This window comes from Cupriavidus sp. TMH.W2 (assembly GCF_050847365.1).
Lineage (GTDB): Bacteria > Pseudomonadota > Gammaproteobacteria > Burkholderiales > Burkholderiaceae > Cupriavidus.
Genome location: NZ_CP193792.1, coordinates 2,983,375 through 3,002,068, shown reverse-complemented (window position 1 = coordinate 3,002,068; position 18,694 = coordinate 2,983,375). Strand labels below are relative to the sequence as shown.

Sequence of the window (18,694 nt, the reverse complement as noted above, 5' to 3'; positions counted from 1 at the left end):
ATCTCGCCGTCCGGCCACGAACCGGCGGCAGTTGCAACCGTTCCGCACTGGAGACGTCATGTACCAACACATCAAGGTTCCGGCCGGCGAAAAGATCACGGTCAACCAGGACTTTTCGCTGAATGTCCCGGACAATCCGATCATTCCTTACATCGAAGGCGACGGTACGGGCCTCGATATCACCCCGGTGATGATCAAGGTGGTCGATGCGGCCGTGGCCAAGGCCTACGGCGGCAAGCGCAAGATCGCCTGGATGGAGATCTACGCCGGCGAGAAGTCGACCAAGGTCTACGGCCCCGACGTGTGGCTGCCGGACGAAACCCTGGACGTGCTCAAGGATTACGTGGTCTCGATCAAGGGCCCGCTGACCACGCCGGTGGGTGGCGGCATCCGCTCGCTGAACGTGGCGCTGCGCCAGCAGCTGGACCTGTACGTCTGCCTGCGCCCGGTGCGCTACTTCAAGGGCGTGCCCTCGCCGGTGCGTGAGCCGGAAAAGACCAATATGGTGATCTTCCGCGAGAACTCGGAAGACATCTACGCCGGCATCGAATGGGCGGCCGAGAGCGACCAGGCCAGGAAGCTGATCGCCTTCCTGCAGAGCGAGATGGGCGTGAAGAAGATCCGCTTCCCGGCCACCTCGGGCATCGGCATCAAGCCGGTCTCGCGCGAGGGCACCGAGCGCCTGGTGCGCAAGGCGATCCAGTACGCGATCGACAACGACAAGCCCTCGGTGACGCTGGTGCACAAGGGCAACATCATGAAGTTCACCGAAGGCGGCTTCCGTGACTGGGGCTACGAGCTGGCGCAAAAGGAATTCGGCGCCGAGCTGGTCGACGGCGGCCCGTGGTGCAAGTTCAAGAACCCGAAGACCGGCAAGGACATCGTGGTCAAGGACGCCATTGCCGACGCCTTCCTGCAGCAGATCCTGCTGCGTCCGGCCGAATACTCGGTGATCGCCACGCTGAACCTGAACGGCGACTATATCTCCGACGCACTGGCAGCGCAGGTGGGCGGCATCGGCATCGCGCCGGGCGCCAATATGTCCGACTCGGTCGCCATGTTCGAGGCCACCCACGGCACCGCGCCGAAGTACGCCGGCAAGGACTATGTCAATCCGGGCTCGGAAATCCTGTCGGCCGAAATGATGCTGCGCCACATGGGCTGGACCGAAGCCGCCGACCTGATCATCTCGTCGATGGAGAAGTCGATCCTGTCCAAGAAGGTGACCTACGACTTCGCCCGCCTGCTGGAAGGCGCGACCCAGGTTTCGTGCTCTGGCTTTGGCCAGGTGATGATCGACAATATGTAAGCACGGACTCCCGCTGCGATGGGCGAACTGCGAGCGAAATCCCCGGTGCCGGTTGGTCGGCGCCGGGGGTTTTTTCTTGCCCGCAGCGCAACGGTGATCCTGCAAGGGTGGCCAGAAACCAGAAAGCCCGGCGCGAGGCCGGGCTTTCCGTCGGATGTGGTGCGTGCAGCTGATGCGAGCCCGTGCCCGCCGCGCCGCCATGGCGGCCAGGCGGGGCGCTGGCATCGGTCCCGTCCCGGGGGAGCTCCCCCCACACCCTGGTTGACCGCTCCGCGGCTCTGCGGCCCGGATGCGGTCGCGGCGCGCTTTAGCTGGCGTCCTGGATATTGGTGGCTTGCTTGCCCTTGGGGCCCTGGACCACTTCGAACGAGACGCGCTGGCCTTCCTTCAGCGTCTTGAAGCCCGCCATCTGGATAGCCGAAAAGTGCGCAAACAGTTCTTCTTCGCCTTCGTCCGGCTTGATGAACCCGAAGCCCTTGGCGTCATTGAACCATTTGACGATACCGCTTGCCATATACTCCCCCAACGAAATAGCAGATTTCAAAGCGGGGAAGCCTTGCCAGCCAGACGGCACGGACTGCGGCGCCATGACCCGCCGCGTCCTGAGGCGCGGCCGGCGATGACGCGCGGCGAGGTGCTATCGCGAGGCGGCCAGTCTCGATGCTGACTCGCCGCCGCGGGGCCGTGGGCCTCCCTGCTCACGGATCACCCGCCTTGGCTGTTGCTTTGGCTCGCTGGCCTTCGGCAGGTGTGCGACCGATTTTTCTGGCAAAGCCGGATACTGTCAAGCTGGCGGATTCCCCACTGCCAGCAGGGTGTGGCAGGAATCGGACGGCGCCTGGTGTTACCGTGGCGGCTAGCGCCGGGGCTGCGCGCGGGCATTTTGCCCGGCGCCGTCCACGTGCCTTGCAATGCCTTCCGCGCGGGAATCCGCATCCATTCACCATGGGAAACCGGTGGCCCGGCTCTTGAATCCGGCGCCTTTTCCCCAAATTGCAGAGTTGCGAGTAAGGGTTAGAATAAAGCCATGGCTACACGGCTTGCGAATGTCCCACAACGCGAAGCAGGCACCATCCTGGAGAGGAAAGAGCAGGCGCTTAAACCGCCTGCCATGTTCAAGGTGGTGCTGCTTAACGACGACTACACTCCGATGGAGTTTGTCGTGATGATCCTGCAGCAGTATTTCAGCAGGGACCGGGAAACGGCGACGCAGATCATGCTCACCGTGCACCGGGAAGGAAAGGGCGTCTGCGGTATCTACACCAGGGATATCGCGGCGACTAAGGTCGAGCTGGTGTCAACGCACGCGCGGCAGGCGGGGCATCCCCTGCAGTGCGTGATGGAGGAAGCATGATTGCGCAAGAATTGGAAGTGAGCCTGCATATGGCGTTTGTCGAAGCCAGGCAGGCACGCCACGAGTTCATCACCGTGGAGCACCTGCTGCTGGCATTGCTCGACAATCCCACGGCAGCTGAAGTCTTGCGCGCCTGCGCGGCCAACATAGAAGACCTGCGCACCAGCCTTAAGAACTTCATCGCGGATAACACGCCGGTGGTGCCGGGTACCGACGAGGTCGACACCCAGCCCACGCTTGGTTTCCAGCGCGTGATCCAGCGCGCGATCATGCACGTCCAGTCCACTTCCAACGGCAAGAAGGAAGTGACGGGTGCCAACGTGCTGGTCGCGATTTTCGGCGAGAAGGACTCGCACGCGGTCTACTACCTGCAGCAGCAGGGCGTGACGCGCCTGGACGTGGTCAATTTCATCAGCCACGGCATCCGCAAGGACCAGTCCGAGCCCGCCAAGCATGGCGATGCGGCCGGCGAGGGCGAGGGCGGCGACGGCAAGGAAAGCCCGCTCGAGCAATACACCCAGAACCTGAACACGCTGGCCAAGGCCGGCAAGATCGACCCGCTGATCGGCCGCGAGAGCGAAGTCGAGCGCGTGGTCCAGGTGCTGTGCCGCCGGCGCAAGAACAACCCGCTGCTGGTGGGCGAGGCCGGCGTCGGCAAGACCGCGATCGCCGAGGGCCTGGCGTGGCGCATCACCAAGAACGAGGTGCCGGACATCCTGGAAAAGGCCACCGTCTACTCGCTCGACATGGGCGCGTTGCTGGCCGGCACCAAGTACCGCGGGGACTTCGAGCAGCGCCTGAAGGGCGTGCTGAAGTCGCTCAAGGACAACCCGAACGCAATCCTGTTCATCGACGAGATCCACACGCTGATCGGCGCGGGCGCCGCATCGGGCGGGACGCTGGACGCCAGCAACCTGCTCAAGCCGGCGCTGTCGTCGGGCCAGCTCAAGTGCATCGGCGCGACGACGTTTACCGAATACCGCGGCATCTTCGAGAAGGACGCGGCGCTGTCGCGGCGCTTCCAGAAGATCGACGTGGTCGAGCCCTCGGTCGACCAGACCGTGCAGATCCTGCGCGGCCTGAAGTCGCGCTTCGAGGAGCACCACGGCGTCAAGTACGCGGCTTCGGCGCTGACCGCGGCGGCGGAACTGTCGGCCCGCTTCATCACCGACCGCCACCTGCCCGACAAGGCGATCGACGTGATCGACGAAGCCGGCGCGGCGCAGCGCATCCTGCCCAAGTCCAAGCAGAAGAAGACCATCGGCAAGGGCGAGATCGAGGACATTGTCTCGCGCATTGCGCGCATCCCGCCGCAGAGCGTGAACCAGGACGACCGCAGCAAGCTGCAGACGCTCGATCGCGACCTGAAGTCGGTGGTGTTCGGCCAGGATCCGGCGATCGAGGCGCTGGCCTCGGCGATCAAGATGTCGCGCGCGGGCCTGGGCAAGACCGACAAGCCGATCGGCTCGTTCCTGTTCTCGGGCCCCACCGGCGTGGGCAAGACCGAGGTCGCCAAGCAACTGGCCTTCATCATGGGCATCGAGTTGCTGCGCTTTGACATGTCCGAATACATGGAGCGCCATGCGGTGAGCCGCCTGATTGGCGCGCCGCCGGGATACGTGGGCTTTGACCAGGGCGGCCTGCTGACCGAGGCCGTCACCAAGAAGCCGCACTGCGTGCTGCTGCTGGACGAAATCGAGAAAGCGCATCCGGATATCTTCAATATCCTGCTGCAGGTGATGGACCATGGTGCGCTGACCGACAACAACGGCCGGCGTGCCGACTTCCGCAATGTGATCATTATCATGACCACCAATGCGGGAGCGGAGACCATGAACCGCGCCTCCATCGGCTTCACCAGCTCGCGCGAGCAGGGCGACGAGATGGCCGACATCAAGCGCATGTTCACGCCGGAGTTCCGCAACCGCCTGGATGCCATGATCAGCTTCCGTTCGCTGGATGAGGAAATCATCCTGCGCGTGGTCGACAAGTTCCTGATGCAGCTCGAAGAGCAGCTTCACGAGAAAAAGGTGGAGGCCAGCTTTACCGACAAGCTGCGCAAGTTCCTGGCACGCAAGGGCTTCGACCCGCTGATGGGCGCGCGCCCGATGCAGCGCCTGATCCAGGACATGATCCGCAAGGCGCTGGCCGACGAACTGCTGTTCGGCCGCCTGGTATCGGGCGGCAAGGTGGTGGTGGACCTGGACGAACAGGACCAGATCAAGCTCGATTTCTCCGAGATCGAGCCGGAACCGCCCGAGGCGCCCGAAGAACAGCGTGCAGAAGCCTGAGCGATGATCGGCCGCGTTGCCTGCAACGTGGCCGATCATCGGGCAAAATACGGGGGCGGCAGTCATGCCGCCCCTTTTATTTTGTTCCGGCGGCCGCGGTTGGCCGTCGCAACGGCCAGAATTCCAGCCTGAAAACCCTGATGTCCTCTGCCGAACGCACGCGGCGGCGCCGCCTGCTGCTCAAGATCTTGCCGCTGGGCGCCATGCCCGTCCCGATGCATCACGCCCTTGCCGCCACCGGCGCCACTGTCGCGACCACTGCCGACGGCGCCGCGGGTAATCGCCCGATCGCGCTGGTGCTGCCGTTTCCGCCCGGCGGCAGCGTCGACATCGTGGCCCGGCAACTGCAGCCCGGGCTGAAGTCGACGCTGGGGCAAACCGTGGTGGTGGACAACAAGCCGGGCGCGGGCGGGCTGATCGCATCGAGCACCGTGGCGCGCGCGAAGCCGGACGGCAGCACCTTGCTGATGGCGTTCGACACGCACGCGATCAACCCCTTTGCTTACAAGCAGCTGCCCTACGACACGTTCCGCGATTTCACGCCGATTTCGCAGCTGGTGCGGTTTCCGCTGGTGATCGCGGCCAACCCCGCGTTGCCTGCGTCCAATGTGCGCGAACTGGTGGCGCTGGCCAGGGCCAGGCCCGGCGGCGTGCGCTATGCCTCGTCCGGCATCGGCAGCCTGAACCAGCTGGCGGCCGAGGCGCTGGCGACCGAAGCCGGCGTGCATATGCTGCACGTGCCCTACAAGGGCGGCGGCCCGGCCGTGCAGGCGGTGCTGTCCAATGAGGTCGATATTTTCTTCAGCAGCTACGCCGCCGTGCAGGCGCACGTGGCCGCCCGCACCATCAAGGTGCTGGGGGTGACCGGCACCAGCCGCCTGCGCCAGCTGCCGCAGGTACAGACGGTGGCCGAGCAGGGCCTGAAGGGCTTCGAGGCCTACTCCTGGATCGGCGTGTTCGGCCCGGCCGGCCTGCCGGCGGCGACGGTCGCGCGCGTCCACGACGCACTGGTCGAATCGCTGCGCCAGCCGCGCGTGGTCGATGCGCTGGCCGCGCAGGGCTTCGAGATCGTGGGCGGCAGCCCGGCCGAGCTTGGCGACCTGGTACGCCGCGAGCATGACAAATGGCATGCGGTGGCGCGCAAGGCCAATATCCAGTTCGAATGACCGTGTCCGGCGCCAGCGTGCGCCGTGAAACCGAGAGGATGCCGATGGCAACGCAAGCGGAAATGTTCGACCACGCCGTGGTGGTGTGCCCTGACCTCGATGCCGGGGCGCAGGCCTGGCGCCGGCTCGGCTTTACGCTGACGCCGCGCGGCTACCACACGCTGGGTTCGCAGAACCACTGCATCATGCTGCGGCGGGACTACCTTGAGCTGCTGCACGTGACCGCGCCCAATTCCAGCCGCCAGTACTACTGGGACGCCCAGGCGCGCGGCGGCGGCTGCGCGGCGATGTCGTGCAAGAGCGCCGATGCCTTCGGTACCGCGGCGCGGCTGCGCGCTTGCGGCTGGCACACCTCCGACCCGATCGAGTTCTCGCGCCCGGTGCGGCTGGACGACGGCAGCGAGCACCCGGCCACCTTCCGCGTGACCGCGCTCGACGATGCGCCGGGCGCGCGCTACTTTTTCTGCGAGCACCGCACGCCCGAACTGCTGTGGCGGCCCGAGTGGACCCGCCATGCCAACGGCGCGCAGAGCATCGCCACCATGTTCCTGGTGGTGGCGCCCGCGCTGGTGGACGCCGCCGCGCGCGCCTACGCGGAGCTGACCGGCGGCGAGCTGACGCAGCTGAGCGAACATGTCTGCAGCCTGGCGCTGGACGATGCCGCGCTGGTGATCAGCACCCCGCAGGCGCTGGCCTCGGCCACCGGCACCGCGCATATCCGGCGCGAGGGGCCGGGCTATGCGGCGATCCGCCTGCGCACCGATGACCTGGCGGCGGCGCGTGCCGGCTGGCGCGAGCAGGGCGTGCCAACCCAGGACCTGGGGCCGCGCGAGACGCTGGTGCCGGCCGGGGCCGCCGGCGGGGTGGCGCTGCTGTTCGAACAGCCGGGCTGAAAAGCAGACTGGCGCCCCACGGGGCGCCAGAATCTTGCGTGGCCGGAGGCAGCGTCAGGCGCTGACCTTGGCGTGATGCACGCCGGTCGAGCCAAAGCCGCCCGCGCCGCGTTCGCTGTCTTCGCTGAATTCTTCCACGGTCGAAAACACCGGCCTCAGCACCGGCACGAACATCATCTGCGCAATGCGCTCGCCCGGCTGGATCACGATCGGCTCGGTGCCCGGTGCATTGCGGTTCCACACGCTGACCATGATCTGGCCCTGGTAGTCGGCATCGATCACGCCGATCGAGTTGCCCAGCACCAGGCCCTTCTTGTGGCCCAGGCCCGAGCGCGGCACGATGGTCGCGGCCATGTACGGGTTGCCCATGTGCACGGCGATGCCTGCCGGGACCAATTGCGCGGGCGTGCCCGGCGCGATCGATACCGGCGCGTCGACGCAGGCATGCAGGTCGATGGCGGCGGCCATCTCGCTCTGGTAGGCGGGCAGGCCCCATTCATTCAGGCGCGCATCGAGCACCTTGATTTCGACGGTCGGGTTCAGAGGCTGGGTCATGGGAATCCTGGGGGAAATCGGTTCAACGGAATAGGTGGCAGCCGCGCATGATACCGGACGCGCGCCCGCGATCAGGGCCGCGTCCGCCCGGGCAGGCGCTGGCCGATGGCCGCGACCAGCTGGCGCGCCAGCGACAGCTTGTCGGCGCGCGGCAGCCGGGTCATGCCGGCGGCGTCGAACAGCACGATCTCGTTGTCGTCCAGGCCGAAGGTGTGGTGGCCGATATTGCCGACCAGCAGCGGCACGCCCTTGCGCTGGCGCTTCTGCTCGCCGTATTGCTCCAGGTTCTCGCTTTCGGCGGCAAAGCCGACGCAGTAGGGCGCGTCGGCCCGCGCCGCCACCGCGGCCAGGATGTCGGGGTTCTGCACGAACTGCAGCGTGGGCGTATCGGTGTCGTTGGCCTTCTTCAGCTTCTGCTGCGCGACCTCGGCCGGACGCCAGTCCGCCACCGCGGCCACGGCGACAAAGACATCCACGCCATGCAGCTGCGCGATCACCGAGTCGTGCATCTGCTGCGCGCTGCGCACGTCGGTGCGCACCACGCCGCGCGGGGTGGGCAGGCCGGTGGGGCCGGCCACCAGCAGCACCTGGGCGCCGGCCTCGCGTGCCGCGCGCGCGATCGAGAAGCCCATCTTGCCGGACGACAGGTTGGTGATGCCGCGCACCGGGTCGATCGCCTCGAAGGTCGGGCCGGCGGTGATCAGCACGCGCTTGCCTTGCAGCGGCTTGGGCTGGAAGAAGGCGATGATGTCCTCGACCAGTTCTTCCGGTTCCAGCATGCGGCCGTCGCCGACCTCGCCGCAGGCCTGGTCGCCGCTGCCCGGGCCCAGGATCATCACGCCGTCGGCGCGCAGCTGCGCGGCGTTGCGCTGGGTGGCGGGCGCGGCCCACATCTGGCGGTTCATCGCCGGCGCCACCAGCAGCGGGCAGTCGCGCGCGATGCACAGGGTGCTGAGCAGGTCGTCGCACAGCCCGTTGGCCAGGCGCGCCATGAAATCAGTCGAGGCTGGAGCGATGACGATGGCATCGGCCTCGCGCGACAGGTCGATGTGCGCCATGTTGTTGTCGATGCGGGCGTCCCACTGCGACAGGAAGACCGGCCGGCCGGACAGTGCCTGCATCGTCACCGGCGTAATGAAATGCGTCGCCGCCTCGGTCATGGCCACCTGCACGGTGGCGCCGACCTTGGTCAGCAGGCGGACCAGTTCGGCCGACTTGTAGCAGGCGATGCCGCCGGTCAGGCCGAGAACGATGTGCTTGCCGCGCAAATCCATGGTGAGGAACCTGGCTGGGGAGAAAGGGAAATGATACCGGGGAAGCCGGCTGAGGGTTGGCTCCCCTCTCTGGCACGGCGGGAGAGGGGCAGGGGGAGAGGGCGGGCGGTTCTGGTGGCGTGGTGCCTTGCTAAACCACCCCTCACCCTACCCTCTCCATGAGGGGAGAGGGAACACAATCAGTGCGCTCAGTGGCGCCGCACCCGCCGCAGTTCGTCCACGATCAGCAGTACCGCGCCGACCGTGATCGCGCAGTCGGCCACGTTGAACGCCGGCCAGTGGTAGTTGCGCACGTAGAAATCCAGGAAGTCGATCACGTGTCCGTAGACCACGCGGTCGATCACATTGCCCACCGCGCCGCCCAGGATCAGAGACACCGCGAAGCAGAACATGCGCTGGCCGGTATGGCGGTACAGCAGCCAGACGATGAACGCGCCGACCACGAGGCCCAGCCCGGTGAAAAACCAGCGTTGCCAGCCGCCGGCATCGGCCAGGAAGCTGAACGCCGCGCCCTTGTTGTAGACCAGCACCAGGTTGAAGAAGCGGGTCACCGGGCGCGATTCACCATAGGTGAAGCTGCGGACGATGACGATCTTGAAGAACTGGTCGAGCAGCACCACCAGCAGCGCGAAGGCCATCCACAGTAGCGGCGTGGTGCCGCTTGCGGCCTTGTTGTTGCGGCGTGCCGGACGCGCGGAACGGGACGTGGTCGATGCCATCAGGCATGGCTCCTGTGTTCGCCGGCGCCGAACAGGTTGCTGTCGCAGCGCCCGCAGAGGGTCGGATGGTCCGGGTTGTGGCCGACATCGGCGCGGTAGTGCCAGCAGCGCTCGCACTTGGCATGGGCCGACGGGGTCACCGTGACCAGCAGGTCGCCGGCCTCGGGCGCGTGCGTGACCTTGGCCGACGAGGTCAGCAGCACGAAGCGCAGGTCGTCGCCCAGGCTCTGCAGCGCTTCCAGCACCGGGCCGCCGGCCTGGATGGTCAGCTCGGCCTGCAGGGACGAGCCGATCTCGCCCTCCACGCGCACGGCTTCGAGCTGCTTGGTGACTTCCGCGCGCACTTCACGCAGGGTGTGCCACTTTTGCAGCAGGTCGTCGGTGCCGTCGTCGACTTCCGGCACCGCGTAGTAGGTGCTGGTGAAGATGGTGTCGGTGTGCCCGGTGCCGTGGGCGAAGATCTGCCACGCTTCTTCGGCGGTGAACGACAGGAACGGCGCCATCCAGTGCAGCATCGCCTGGGTGATGTGGTACAGCGCGTTCTGCGCCGCGCGGCGGGCCTTGGAGTCCGGCGCGGTGGTGTACAGGCGGTCCTTCAGCACGTCGAGGTAGAAGCCGCCCAGGTCCTCGGAGCAGAAGGTCTGCAGCTTGGCCACCACCGGGTGGAATTCATACGACTCGTAGTGCGACAGCACTTCCTTTTGCAGCTGCGCGGTCAGCGCCACGGCATAGCGGTCGATCTCCAGCCATTCCGACGCCGGCAGCGCGTGCCTGGCGTGATCGTAGTCGGACAGGTTGGACAGCAGGAAGCGCAGCGTATTGCGGATGCGGCGGTAGCTTTCCACCACGCGCTTGAGGATCTCGTCCGAGATCGACAGCTCGCCGGAATAGTCGGTCGAGGCCACCCACAGGCGGATGATCTCGGCGCCCATCTTGTTCGAGATGTCCTGCGGCGACACGGTATTGCCGACCGACTTGGACATCTTGCGGCCTTCGCCGTCGACGGTGAAGCCGTGCGTCAGCAGCGCCTTGTAGGGCGGCTTGCCGTACAGCATCGACGCGGTCAGCAGCGACGAGTGGAACCAGCCGCGGTGCTGGTCCGAGCCTTCCAGGTACAGGTCCGCCAGGCGGCCATCGGGCGCATCGGCGGACGGATCGTACAGGTCCTCGCGGTGCGAACCGCGGATCACGGTCCAGTGCGTGGTGCCGGAGTCGAACCACACGTCCAGCGTGTCGCGGTTCTTCTCGTACTGGCTGGCTTCGTCGCCCAGCAGCTCGGCCGGGTCCAGCGCCTGCCAGGCTTCGATGCCGTGCTGCTCGACGCGCCTGGCGACTTCTTCCAGCAGCTGCGGCGTGCGCGGGTGCAGCGCGCCGGTTTCCTTGTGCACGAAGAAGGCCATCGGCACGCCCCACTGGCGCTGGCGCGACAGCGTCCAGTCCGGCCGGTTGGCGATCATGTTGTGCAGGCGCTGCTTGCCCCAGGCCGGGAAGAACTCGGTGGCGTCGATGCCGGCCAGCGCGGTCTCGCGCAGGGTCGGCGCGGTCTTGCCGTTCTCCTCGGTCGGGTCCACGTCCATGCCCGCGAACCACTGCGAGGTGGCGCGGTAGATGATCGGCGTCTTGTGGCGCCAGCAGTGCATGTAGCTGTGGGTGTACTTGTGCGAATTGAACAGGTTGCCCGAAGCCTGCAGCACCTCAACGATCTTCGGGTTGGCGTCCCAGATCGACAGCCCGCCGAATAGCGGCAGCGTGCCGGCATAGACGCCGTTGCCCATCACCGGGCTGATGATGTCCGAATCCGCCATGCCGTGCGCCTTGCACGACTGGAAGTCTTCCACGCCGTAGGCCGGCGCCGAGTGCACGATGCCCGAGCCGGTGTCGGTGGTGACGTAGTCGCCCAGGTAGACCGGCGACAGGCGGTCATAGCCCGCGTCCATCTTGGCCAGCGGGTGGTGGAAGCGGATTTCCGACAGCGCCGCGCCGGTGGTGGTGGCCACGACCTTGCCTTCCAGGCCGTAGACCTTCAGTTGCTCCTCGACACGCTCGGTGGCCAGGATCAGGTAGCCGCGCGGGGTCTCGACCAGCGCGTATTCCACCTCGGGGTGCACGTTCAGTGCCTGGTTGCTCGGGATGGTCCACGGCGTGGTGGTCCAGATCACGATCCAGCCCGGCTTGCCGTTGATCTGGTCGAAGGGCACCTTGAAGGCGTGCGCCAGCTTGTCGGCTTCGGCGAACGGGAAGCCCACGTCGATCGACAGGTCGACCTTGTCCTTGTACTCGACCTCGGCCTCGGCCAGCGCCGAGCCGCAGTCGAAGCACCAGTTCACCGGCTTCAGGCCACGGAACACATAGCCCTTCTCCATGATCTTGCCGAGGGCGCGCAACTCATCCGCCTCGTTGCTGTGGTTCATGGTCAGGTAGGGGTGGTCCCAGTCGCCGAGCACGCCCAGGCGCTCGAAGTCCACCATCTGGCGCTTGATCTGCTCGGTGGCGTAGGCGCGCGCCTTGGCCTGGACCTCCTGCACCGGCAGGCCCTTGCCGAACTTCTTCTCGATCTGGATCTCGATCGGCATGCCGTGGCAGTCCCAGCCCGGCACGTAGACGGCGTCCAGCCCGGTCAGGCCGCGCGCCTTGATGATCATGTCCTTGAGCACCTTGTTGACGGCGTGGCCGATATGGATATCGCCGTTGGCATACGGCGGGCCGTCATGCAGCACGAACTTCTTCGCGCCCCTGCGCGCCGCGCGGATCTTCTTGTAGAGCTGCTTGTCCTGCCACTGCTTGACCCACTGCGGCTCGCGCTTGGGCAGGTCGCCACGCATCGGGAAGGGCGTGTCGAGCAGGTTGACGGGGTATTTGCTTTTCTCGGGCTTGGCGCGTTTGTCGTCAGACATTTCGATTCTCAGGGCAATTCGGTTGGCGCGCGGCTGGCAACAGGCCGGCGGGCGCGCGTGAAGACTGGGGCGGGCGGCGTGCGAACCGGGGCCCGCGCAGCACAGTGCGGGGGCGCCGGCCGCTACCTAATTCGGTCGGTGGCGGAGGTGGCGAAGTCGCGGGCGCCGCTGCCTTCAGCGGCGCCCGGCGCGGTCAGGCCGAAGAAGGCGCGTGCATCGGCGCTGTCCTTGGCGATCGCGGCGGTGAGCTCGTCCAGGTTGTCGAAGCGCGCCTCGTCGCGCAGCTTCTTCATGAATTCGACCCGCACCAGCTTGCCGTACAGGCTGTCATTGAAATCGAACAGGTGGACTTCCAGCAGCACGCGGCCGGCGTCCTCGATGGTGGGGCGCACGCCGATGCTGGCCACGCCGGGCAGCGGCTGGCCGGCGATGCCGTGCACCTGGACCACGAAGATGCCGTTGACCGCCGGCCGCTTGTGCGAGATGCGCAGGTTCAGCGTCGGGAAGCCCAGGTCGCGGCCCAGCTTGCGGCCGTGGATCACGTGGCCGCTGATGGCATAGCCGTGGCCGAGCAGGCGCCGGGCATGCTCCAGGTCGCCGTCGGCCAGCGCCTGGCGCACCGCCGAGCTGGAAATGCGGATGCCGCCCTCGGATACCGAGCCCATCTGCTCGACATCGAAGCCATAACGGTGCCCGGCATCCTGCAGGTAGGCAAAGTCGCCGGCGCGCCTGGCGCCGAAGCGGAAGTCGTCGCCCACCAGCAGCCAGCGCGTGTGCAGGCCGTGCCACAGCACGTTCTCGACGAAGTCCTGCGGCGACTGGCCGGCAAAGTGGGCGTTGAAGTGTTCCACCACCACGCGGTCCACGCCGTTGCGGCGCAGGCTTTCCAGCTTGTCGCGCAGCAGCGCGATGCGGGTGGGGGCCTTGTCCGGGGTGAAGAACTCGCGCGGATGCGGCTCGAAGGTCATCACGCACAGCGGCAGGCCGCGCGCATCCGCCGCCGCGCGCGCGCGCGCGAGCAGCGACTGGTGGCCGCGATGCACACCGTCGAAATTGCCGATGGTGAGCGCGCAGGGCGCCCGGCTCTCGGCGTTGGGCAGGCCGCGGAAGACTTTCACGGGGACGGCGGGAAACGTTCAGGTAAAGCGAGCATTATAAGGCGAATGGGTCGGGTTGCCGCTCCTGCCGCCCCAGGCCGGCGCCGCGCTGCGGCTTTTGTGCCGCAACCGGCCCTCATGGCATGGCGCGATGTGGCAAAAGGCGGCATGATATGGGGCACTTCGGCCGCTTTTCGGCCTCATTCCGGACACTGCCCCGCGGCGCTCCCGATCTCCGCCCACTCCAGGCCCACCTCACTTGAAAGCGCTGCCTACCCGGTTTTTTTCCCGGCTCCTGCCCCGAGTCCTGCCCCAGACAACCGCCCAGCTCGACGTCGAAACGCGCGCCAAGCTGATGGCCATCGTGCACAAGAATGCACCCACGGCAATCGTGGCCTCGGTGGTGCTGCCTGCTCTGACCGCCCTTGGCTTCTGGCGCGACGCGAGCCATTCGGCCCTGCTCGGCTGGTGCGCGGTGATGTTGCTGCTGACAGTCGGCGGCCTGTGGTTCTACCTGGGCTACCAGCGCGACCATGCCTCGATGAGCCGTTCGGTGCACACGCGCAAGTGGTGGAACAATATGCGCGCGGTCGCCTTCCTGACCGGCATGACCTGGGGCAGCTCGGCGCTGCTGCATTTGTATACGGACTCGGCGGTGTTCTCCTGCGTGCTGTACCTGCTGACCCTGGGGGTGCTGGCTGGCGGCGCGGTATCGCAGGCGCCGGTGCCGTCGAACCTGGTCTATGCCGGCGTGCCGATCCTGGTGCCCAATATCCTGATGGCGGAATTTGCCTTCCCCGGCCATGGCGCTTATGTCCAGGTCCTGCTGGTGATCTATGGGCTGATGTTGTCGCGCCATGCCTTCAACCTGCAGGTGACGCTGGTGCGCGCGATCCAGCTCGAGAGCGACAGCCGGCGCCTGGCCAAGCAGTTCCAGCACGAAAAGGAGCGCGCGCTGCACGCCAGCGAGGAGAAGTCGCGCTTTTTGGCTGCCGCCAGCCACGACCTGCGCCAGCCGGTGCATGCGCTGGTGATGCTGGTGGAGGCGCTGCGCGCGCGCAACCAGTCGACGGCGCTCCATCCGCTGGTGGAGCAGGTGGCGGCGGGCACCCAGACCATCGACCTGTTGTTCCGCTCGCTGCTGGACCTGTCCAAGCTGGAAGGGCGCAAGGTCTTGCCGACGCTGGAGCCGTGCGAGCTGGGCGCGCTGATCCGCGACGTGATGAGCCAGTTTGCCGCTGACGCGCGCGAAAGCGGGCTGACGCTGACGCCGCGCGTGCCCGACGAGCTCTATGCAATGGCCGAGCCCGTGCTGCTGCGCCGGGCCTTGTTCAACCTGGTGCAGAACGCGCTGCGCTACACCCAGCGCGGCGGCGTGCTGGTGACCGCGCGCCAGCGCCGCAAGAACGTGCGGCTGGAAGTGTGGGACACCGGCGCCGGCGTCACGCCCGAGCACCTGCCGGACATCTTCTCGCCGTACTACCAGGTCCACAATCCGCAGCGCGACCCGTCGCAGGGCCTGGGCCTGGGGCTGGCCATCTTCAAGGAATGTGTGCGGCTGATGCGCGGCACCTACGGCGTGCGCTCGGTGCCGGGCAAGGGTTCGGTGTTCTGGTTCGCGCTGGCGCCGGTGCCGGCCGAGACCGTCGAAAGCGTGCGCGCGATGCGCGCCATGGCGCAGGCCGAGGAGGCCAAGCCCGATCGCCTGCAGGGCACCGTGCTGGTGGTCGATGACGACAGCCAGATCCGCAAGGCCTGGATTGCGCTGATGGAGGCCTGGGGCATCCGCGTCGCCTGCGCCGCGCACGGCGCCGAGGCCGACCAGCTGTTTGCCAGGGGCCTGCGCCCGGACATCATCTTCTGCGACCTGCGCCTGCCCGGCAGCGAGAACGGGCTGGACCTGCTCGAGCGCTGGCAGAACACGCAGCCGCAGGCGCGCAGCGCGCTGCTGACCGGCGACCTGAAGTCGGCCGCGCTGGCGGCGGCGGAAGAGGCGGGATATTTCGTGCTGCCCAAGCCGGTGGACCCGGCTTCGCTGCGGATGCTGCTGCGGCGCTGGCTGCGGCCGGCCTAGGGCCGGAACCAGGGACAGGGTGGGCCGGCCTTACTGGCGCAGCCGGAACCGTTCCATCCGGGACATGACCTGCATGCGGGTGCGCACGCCCAGGCGCTGCAGGATGGCCGACACATGTTCCTTGACGGTGTTCTCGGTCAGCCCCAGCCGGCGCGCGATCACCTTGTTCGGCAGGCCTTCGAGCACCAGCGCCAGCACCGAGCCCTGGCGCGGCGTCAGGCCGAGTTCGGCCGGCGTGACCGGAATGCCGTGGGCCGGGCCGAACGACTGCGCGTGCCCGTTCAGGGCCTCATCGGTGGGGAAGGAGGTGTCGCCCGCCAGCACCTTGCGCACCGCGGCGGTGAAGGCGCTGGCATCCAGATGCTTGCCAACGAAGCCGCAGGCCGACAGCGCGCGGGCGCGGCCGACGATTTCAGGCGTGGCCTCGGCGGACATGAAGATAAAGCGCGCGCCCGGGATGACAGTCTTGAACGACTGCATGGCATCGAAGCCAGTGCCGTCGTTCAGCCAGATATCCAGCAGCACGATATCGGGGCGCAAGCCCTGCTGCAGGGTGGAGAGGGCCTCGCGGGCACTGCCGGCGGCATGGACTGCCACATCCGGCATCACTTCGGCCAGGAAGGCCGTGGTCCCTGACAAGGCCATAGGATGATCATCGACCACCAACAACGTCGGTGCAGCGTTCGACATGCGAATTCCCGTTCAATTTCCCGTTTCGTCCTTGTTGTCACCAGCTCCGCAGAGCCCCGTGTCTTGCACGGGAATGGCGCGTGGACGTATGGCCCACTCTAGCAGAGGGGGCGAAGCGTCACAATCCATCAATCGGGTTATAGGGCTTCGCTACCACAGGGCAGAGTCTTCGCTACTGTCCGAATTCAGTGAATTAAGCCCGTAATGGGTTGGCGTTGCCGGAGTTTGGTGCCTTGCCTTGGTAGAATTGCGCGATGAAAAAAATTGTCATCCTGATTTCCGGGCGGGGCTCCAACATGGAAGCCATCGTCCGTGCCTGCGCAGGCGGCGGCTGGCCCGCCCGCGTGGCGGCGGTACTGTCGAACCGGCCGGATGCCGCCGGGCTGCGGTTTGCGCAGCAGCAAGGCATTGAAACCGGCGTGGTCGACCATCGCCAGCACCCTGACCGGGCCGCCTTTGACGCGGCGCTGGCGGAGGCCATCGACGCCCATGCGCCCGATCTGGTGGTGCTGGCGGGTTTCATGCGTATACTCACGCCCGGTTTCGTCGACCGCTATGCGGGCCGGCTGCTGAATATCCATCCGTCGCTGCTGCCGTGCTTCCCGGGCCTGAACACCCACAAGCAGGCGCTGGACGCCGGCGTCAAGCTGCATGGCGCCACCGTCCACTTCGTGACCCCTGAACTGGATCATGGTCCGATCGTGATCCAGGCTGCACTCGACGTGCTGCCCACGGATACGCCCGAGAGCCTGGCAGAGCGCCTGCTCGAATGCGAGCATGTGATCTATCCCCGCGCCGTGCAATGGTTCGTCGAGAACCGCCTGCAGCTGCAGGACGGCGTAGTCAACGTTATCAACCCGGCCGAACCGCAATTGCTGATGGCCATCTCCGCCGTTATCCCGGCGGCAGGAGTCAAGGCATGAGCCGTACCCAGGCAGGAACCCGGTCCCCGCGCAGCGAAGGCCGCGCCCCCGCGCGCAGCAAGGGCAAGGGCAGCCCCATCCGCAAGTCGCCCGATGCCAGCGGCGCCCCGGTGCGCTCGCACGGCGGGCTGCATGCCACCCATATCCAGCATATCGACCGCCTGCTGGGCAAGGTCATGCTGTTCGCGCGCCCGGCCGATGCCGTGGTCAGCTATTACTTCCGCGAGAACGCCAAGCTTGGTCACCGCGAGCGCGGCATCATCGCCGAGGCGATCTACGCGGTGCTGCGCCGGCGCGTCGAGTTTGCCCAGTTTGCCGAAAGCGGCACGGGCGCAACCTCGCGCCGCCTCGCGCTGCTGGGCCTGGCCGCGACCCTGGGCCGCGACACGCTGACGCCGTTCCTGCATCCCGAAGAAGCCGAATGGCTGGACCGCCTGACCACGATCGAGCGCTCCAGCCTGGCGCCGCGCGTGCGCGCCAACCTGCCCGAGTGGCTGTACGACGAACTGGTGCGCCAGCATGGCGACGCCTTTGCCGCGGCCCTGGGCGATGCCTGGCTGCGCCCGGCGCCGCTGGACCTGCGCGTCAACCTGGCCAAGACCAGCCGCGAGGCGGCGCTGGCCGAGCTGCAGGGCGCCGGCCTGGGCGCCGAGCCCACGCCGATGGCGCCGGCCGGCATCCGCATGGCCGGCAAGCCGGCGCTGAACCAGCTGCCGATCTTCGTCAACGGCCTGGTTGAGGTGCAGGACGAAGGCAGCCAGCTGCTGTGCAACCTGGTCGCGCCCAAGCGCGGCGAGATGGTGGTCGACTTCTGTGCCGGCGCGGGCGGCAAGACGCTGGCGCTGGGCGCGGCGATGCGCTCGACCGGCCGGCTCTATGCCTTCGACGTGTCGGAAAAGCGCCTGGCCAACCTGAAGCCGCGGCTGGCGCGCAGCGGCCTGTCCAACGTCCATCCGGTGCTGATCGATTCCGAGCGCGACGCCAAGATCAAGCGCCTGGCCGGCAAGGCCGACCGCGTGCTGGTCGACGCGCCGTGCAGCGGGCTGGGCACGCTGCGGCGCAACCCCGACCTGAAGTGGCGGCAATCGCCGGAGTCGGTGCTGGAACTGACCGCCAAGCAAAGCGCGATCCTGGACTCCGCCGCGCGGCTGGTGAAGGGAGGCGGGCGCGTGGTCTACGCGACCTGCAGCGTGCTGGAAGCCGAAAACGAGCAGATCGTGCGCGACTTCCTGGCGGCGCATCCCAACTTCCGCCTGGTGCCGGCCACCGACGTGCTGGCCGAGCAGAAGATCGAAGTGACAGGTCTGGCGGACAACGGCATGTTTGCCCTGTATCCGCACCTGCACCAGACCGACGGCTTCTTTGCCGCGGTGCTGGAACGCACCAGCTGAGCGCTGTTGCCTGCCGGACCGCCCGCCGCGCGCGCGGGCGGCGGCGCCAACCCTGAATCTGCAC

15 protein-coding genes are annotated in these 18,694 nt (G+C 67.1%); 8 read left to right on the top strand and 7 right to left on the bottom strand.

Going from position 1 to position 18,694, the window contains the following annotated elements; genetic code table 11:
* Positions 1-58 precede the first annotated feature (58 nt).
* Positions 59-1,309, top strand: coding sequence for an NADP-dependent isocitrate dehydrogenase (icd, locus tag ACREYQ_RS13765; RefSeq protein WP_432258135.1), 1,251 nt, complete (start codon positions 59-61; stop codon positions 1,307-1,309).
* A 307-nt stretch (positions 1,310-1,616) separates the two neighbouring features.
* On the opposite strand, the gene ACREYQ_RS13760 is transcribed toward icd, so the two are convergent.
* On the bottom strand, positions 1,617-1,823 hold the full coding sequence (locus ACREYQ_RS13760; RefSeq protein ID WP_012353757.1) for a cold-shock protein: 207 nt from the start codon (positions 1,821-1,823) through the stop codon (positions 1,617-1,619).
* Positions 1,824-2,336: 513 nt separating this feature from the next.
* On the opposite strand from ACREYQ_RS13760, the gene clpS reads away from it, so the two are divergent.
* The 4 genes from clpS (at position 2,337) to ACREYQ_RS13740 (ending at position 7,013) form a co-directional block, all read left to right on the top strand.
* Complete coding sequence (gene clpS / locus ACREYQ_RS13755; protein ID WP_010814998.1) at positions 2,337-2,663, top strand: ATP-dependent Clp protease adapter ClpS; 327 nt, start codon at positions 2,337-2,339, stop codon at positions 2,661-2,663.
* Complete coding sequence (clpA, locus tag ACREYQ_RS13750) at positions 2,660-4,954, top strand: ATP-dependent Clp protease ATP-binding subunit ClpA (protein WP_432258134.1); 2,295 nt, start codon at positions 2,660-2,662, stop codon at positions 4,952-4,954. The genes clpS and clpA overlap by 4 nt, the downstream gene beginning before the upstream one ends.
* A 140-nt stretch (positions 4,955-5,094) precedes the next feature.
* A complete protein-coding gene (locus tag ACREYQ_RS13745) occupies positions 5,095-6,120 on the top strand; it encodes a tripartite tricarboxylate transporter substrate binding protein (RefSeq protein WP_432258133.1) in 1,026 nt (341 codons plus the stop codon).
* A gap of 44 nt (positions 6,121-6,164) precedes the next feature.
* Positions 6,165-7,013, top strand: coding sequence for a VOC family protein (locus tag ACREYQ_RS13740; protein ID WP_432258132.1), 849 nt, complete (start codon positions 6,165-6,167; stop codon positions 7,011-7,013).
* A gap of 54 nt (positions 7,014-7,067) precedes the next feature.
* On the opposite strand, the gene dut is transcribed toward ACREYQ_RS13740, so the two are convergent.
* From dut to ACREYQ_RS13715, 5 genes are all read right to left on the bottom strand, one after another.
* Entirely contained in the window at positions 7,068-7,568 is a 501-nt protein-coding gene (dut, locus tag ACREYQ_RS13735; protein WP_432258131.1) for a dUTP diphosphatase, read from the bottom strand.
* A 71-nt stretch (positions 7,569-7,639) separates the two neighbouring features.
* Complete coding sequence (coaBC, locus tag ACREYQ_RS13730; RefSeq protein ID WP_432258130.1) at positions 7,640-8,842, bottom strand: bifunctional phosphopantothenoylcysteine decarboxylase/phosphopantothenate--cysteine ligase CoaBC; 1,203 nt, start codon at positions 8,840-8,842, stop codon at positions 7,640-7,642.
* A gap of 188 nt (positions 8,843-9,030) precedes the next feature.
* The gene (gene lspA / locus ACREYQ_RS13725; RefSeq protein WP_432258129.1) at positions 9,031-9,561 is read right to left on the bottom strand and encodes a signal peptidase II; all 531 of its coding nucleotides are present in this window, start codon (positions 9,559-9,561) and stop codon (positions 9,031-9,033) included.
* Positions 9,561-12,455, bottom strand: a complete 2,895-nt coding sequence (gene ileS / locus ACREYQ_RS13720) for an isoleucine--tRNA ligase (protein WP_432258128.1) — start codon at positions 12,453-12,455, stop codon at positions 9,561-9,563. Before ileS ends, lspA begins: the two co-directional genes overlap by 1 nt.
* Before the next feature lie 122 nt (positions 12,456-12,577).
* A complete protein-coding gene (locus tag ACREYQ_RS13715; RefSeq protein ID WP_432258127.1) occupies positions 12,578-13,573 on the bottom strand; it encodes a bifunctional riboflavin kinase/FAD synthetase in 996 nt (331 codons plus the stop codon).
* A gap of 238 nt (positions 13,574-13,811) precedes the next feature.
* Between ACREYQ_RS13715 and ACREYQ_RS13710 the strand changes: the two genes are divergently transcribed.
* Positions 13,812-15,626: a hybrid sensor histidine kinase/response regulator gene (locus ACREYQ_RS13710; protein ID WP_432258126.1), complete on the top strand. Its 1,815-nt coding sequence runs from the start codon at positions 13,812-13,814 to the stop codon at positions 15,624-15,626.
* Between the two features lie 30 nt (positions 15,627-15,656).
* Here ACREYQ_RS13710 and ACREYQ_RS13705 read toward each other — a convergent pair whose 3' ends face one another.
* A complete protein-coding gene (locus tag ACREYQ_RS13705) occupies positions 15,657-16,316 on the bottom strand; it encodes a response regulator (protein ID WP_432258125.1) in 660 nt (219 codons plus the stop codon).
* 254 nt (positions 16,317-16,570) lie between these two features.
* Between ACREYQ_RS13705 and purN the strand changes: the two genes are divergently transcribed.
* Entirely contained in the window at positions 16,571-17,239 is a 669-nt protein-coding gene (gene purN / locus ACREYQ_RS13700; protein ID WP_432258124.1) for a phosphoribosylglycinamide formyltransferase, read from the top strand.
* Entirely contained in the window at positions 17,236-18,630 is a 1,395-nt protein-coding gene (locus ACREYQ_RS13695) for an RsmB/NOP family class I SAM-dependent RNA methyltransferase (RefSeq protein WP_432258123.1), read from the top strand. The genes purN and ACREYQ_RS13695 overlap by 4 nt, the downstream gene beginning before the upstream one ends.
* The last annotated feature ends 64 nt before the right edge of the window (positions 18,631-18,694 follow it).

What these genes read in the sequence shown, in the direction of transcription:
- icd (WP_432258135.1), top strand. Translation starts at nt 59, where the DNA reads ATGTACCAACACATCAAGGTTCCGGCCGGCGAAAAGATCACGGTCAAC.
- ACREYQ_RS13760 (WP_012353757.1), bottom strand. Translation starts at nt 1,823, where the DNA reads ATGGCAAGCGGTATCGTCAAATGGTTCAATGACGCCAAGGGCTTCGGG.
- clpS (WP_010814998.1), top strand. Translation starts at nt 2,337, where the DNA reads ATGGCTACACGGCTTGCGAATGTCCCACAACGCGAAGCAGGCACCATC.
- clpA (WP_432258134.1), top strand. Translation starts at nt 2,660, where the DNA reads ATGATTGCGCAAGAATTGGAAGTGAGCCTGCATATGGCGTTTGTCGAA.
- ACREYQ_RS13745 (WP_432258133.1), top strand. Translation starts at nt 5,095, where the DNA reads ATGTCCTCTGCCGAACGCACGCGGCGGCGCCGCCTGCTGCTCAAGATC.
- ACREYQ_RS13740 (WP_432258132.1), top strand. Translation starts at nt 6,165, where the DNA reads ATGGCAACGCAAGCGGAAATGTTCGACCACGCCGTGGTGGTGTGCCCT.
- dut (WP_432258131.1), bottom strand. Translation starts at nt 7,568, where the DNA reads ATGACCCAGCCTCTGAACCCGACCGTCGAAATCAAGGTGCTCGATGCG.
- coaBC (WP_432258130.1), bottom strand. Translation starts at nt 8,842, where the DNA reads ATGGATTTGCGCGGCAAGCACATCGTTCTCGGCCTGACCGGCGGCATC.
- lspA (WP_432258129.1), bottom strand. Translation starts at nt 9,561, where the DNA reads ATGGCATCGACCACGTCCCGTTCCGCGCGTCCGGCACGCCGCAACAAC.
- ileS (WP_432258128.1), bottom strand. Translation starts at nt 12,455, where the DNA reads ATGTCTGACGACAAACGCGCCAAGCCCGAGAAAAGCAAATACCCCGTC.
- ACREYQ_RS13705 (WP_432258125.1), bottom strand. Translation starts at nt 16,316, where the DNA reads ATGTCGAACGCTGCACCGACGTTGTTGGTGGTCGATGATCATCCTATG.
- purN (WP_432258124.1), top strand. Translation starts at nt 16,571, where the DNA reads ATGAAAAAAATTGTCATCCTGATTTCCGGGCGGGGCTCCAACATGGAA.
- ACREYQ_RS13695 (WP_432258123.1), top strand. Translation starts at nt 17,236, where the DNA reads ATGAGCCGTACCCAGGCAGGAACCCGGTCCCCGCGCAGCGAAGGCCGC.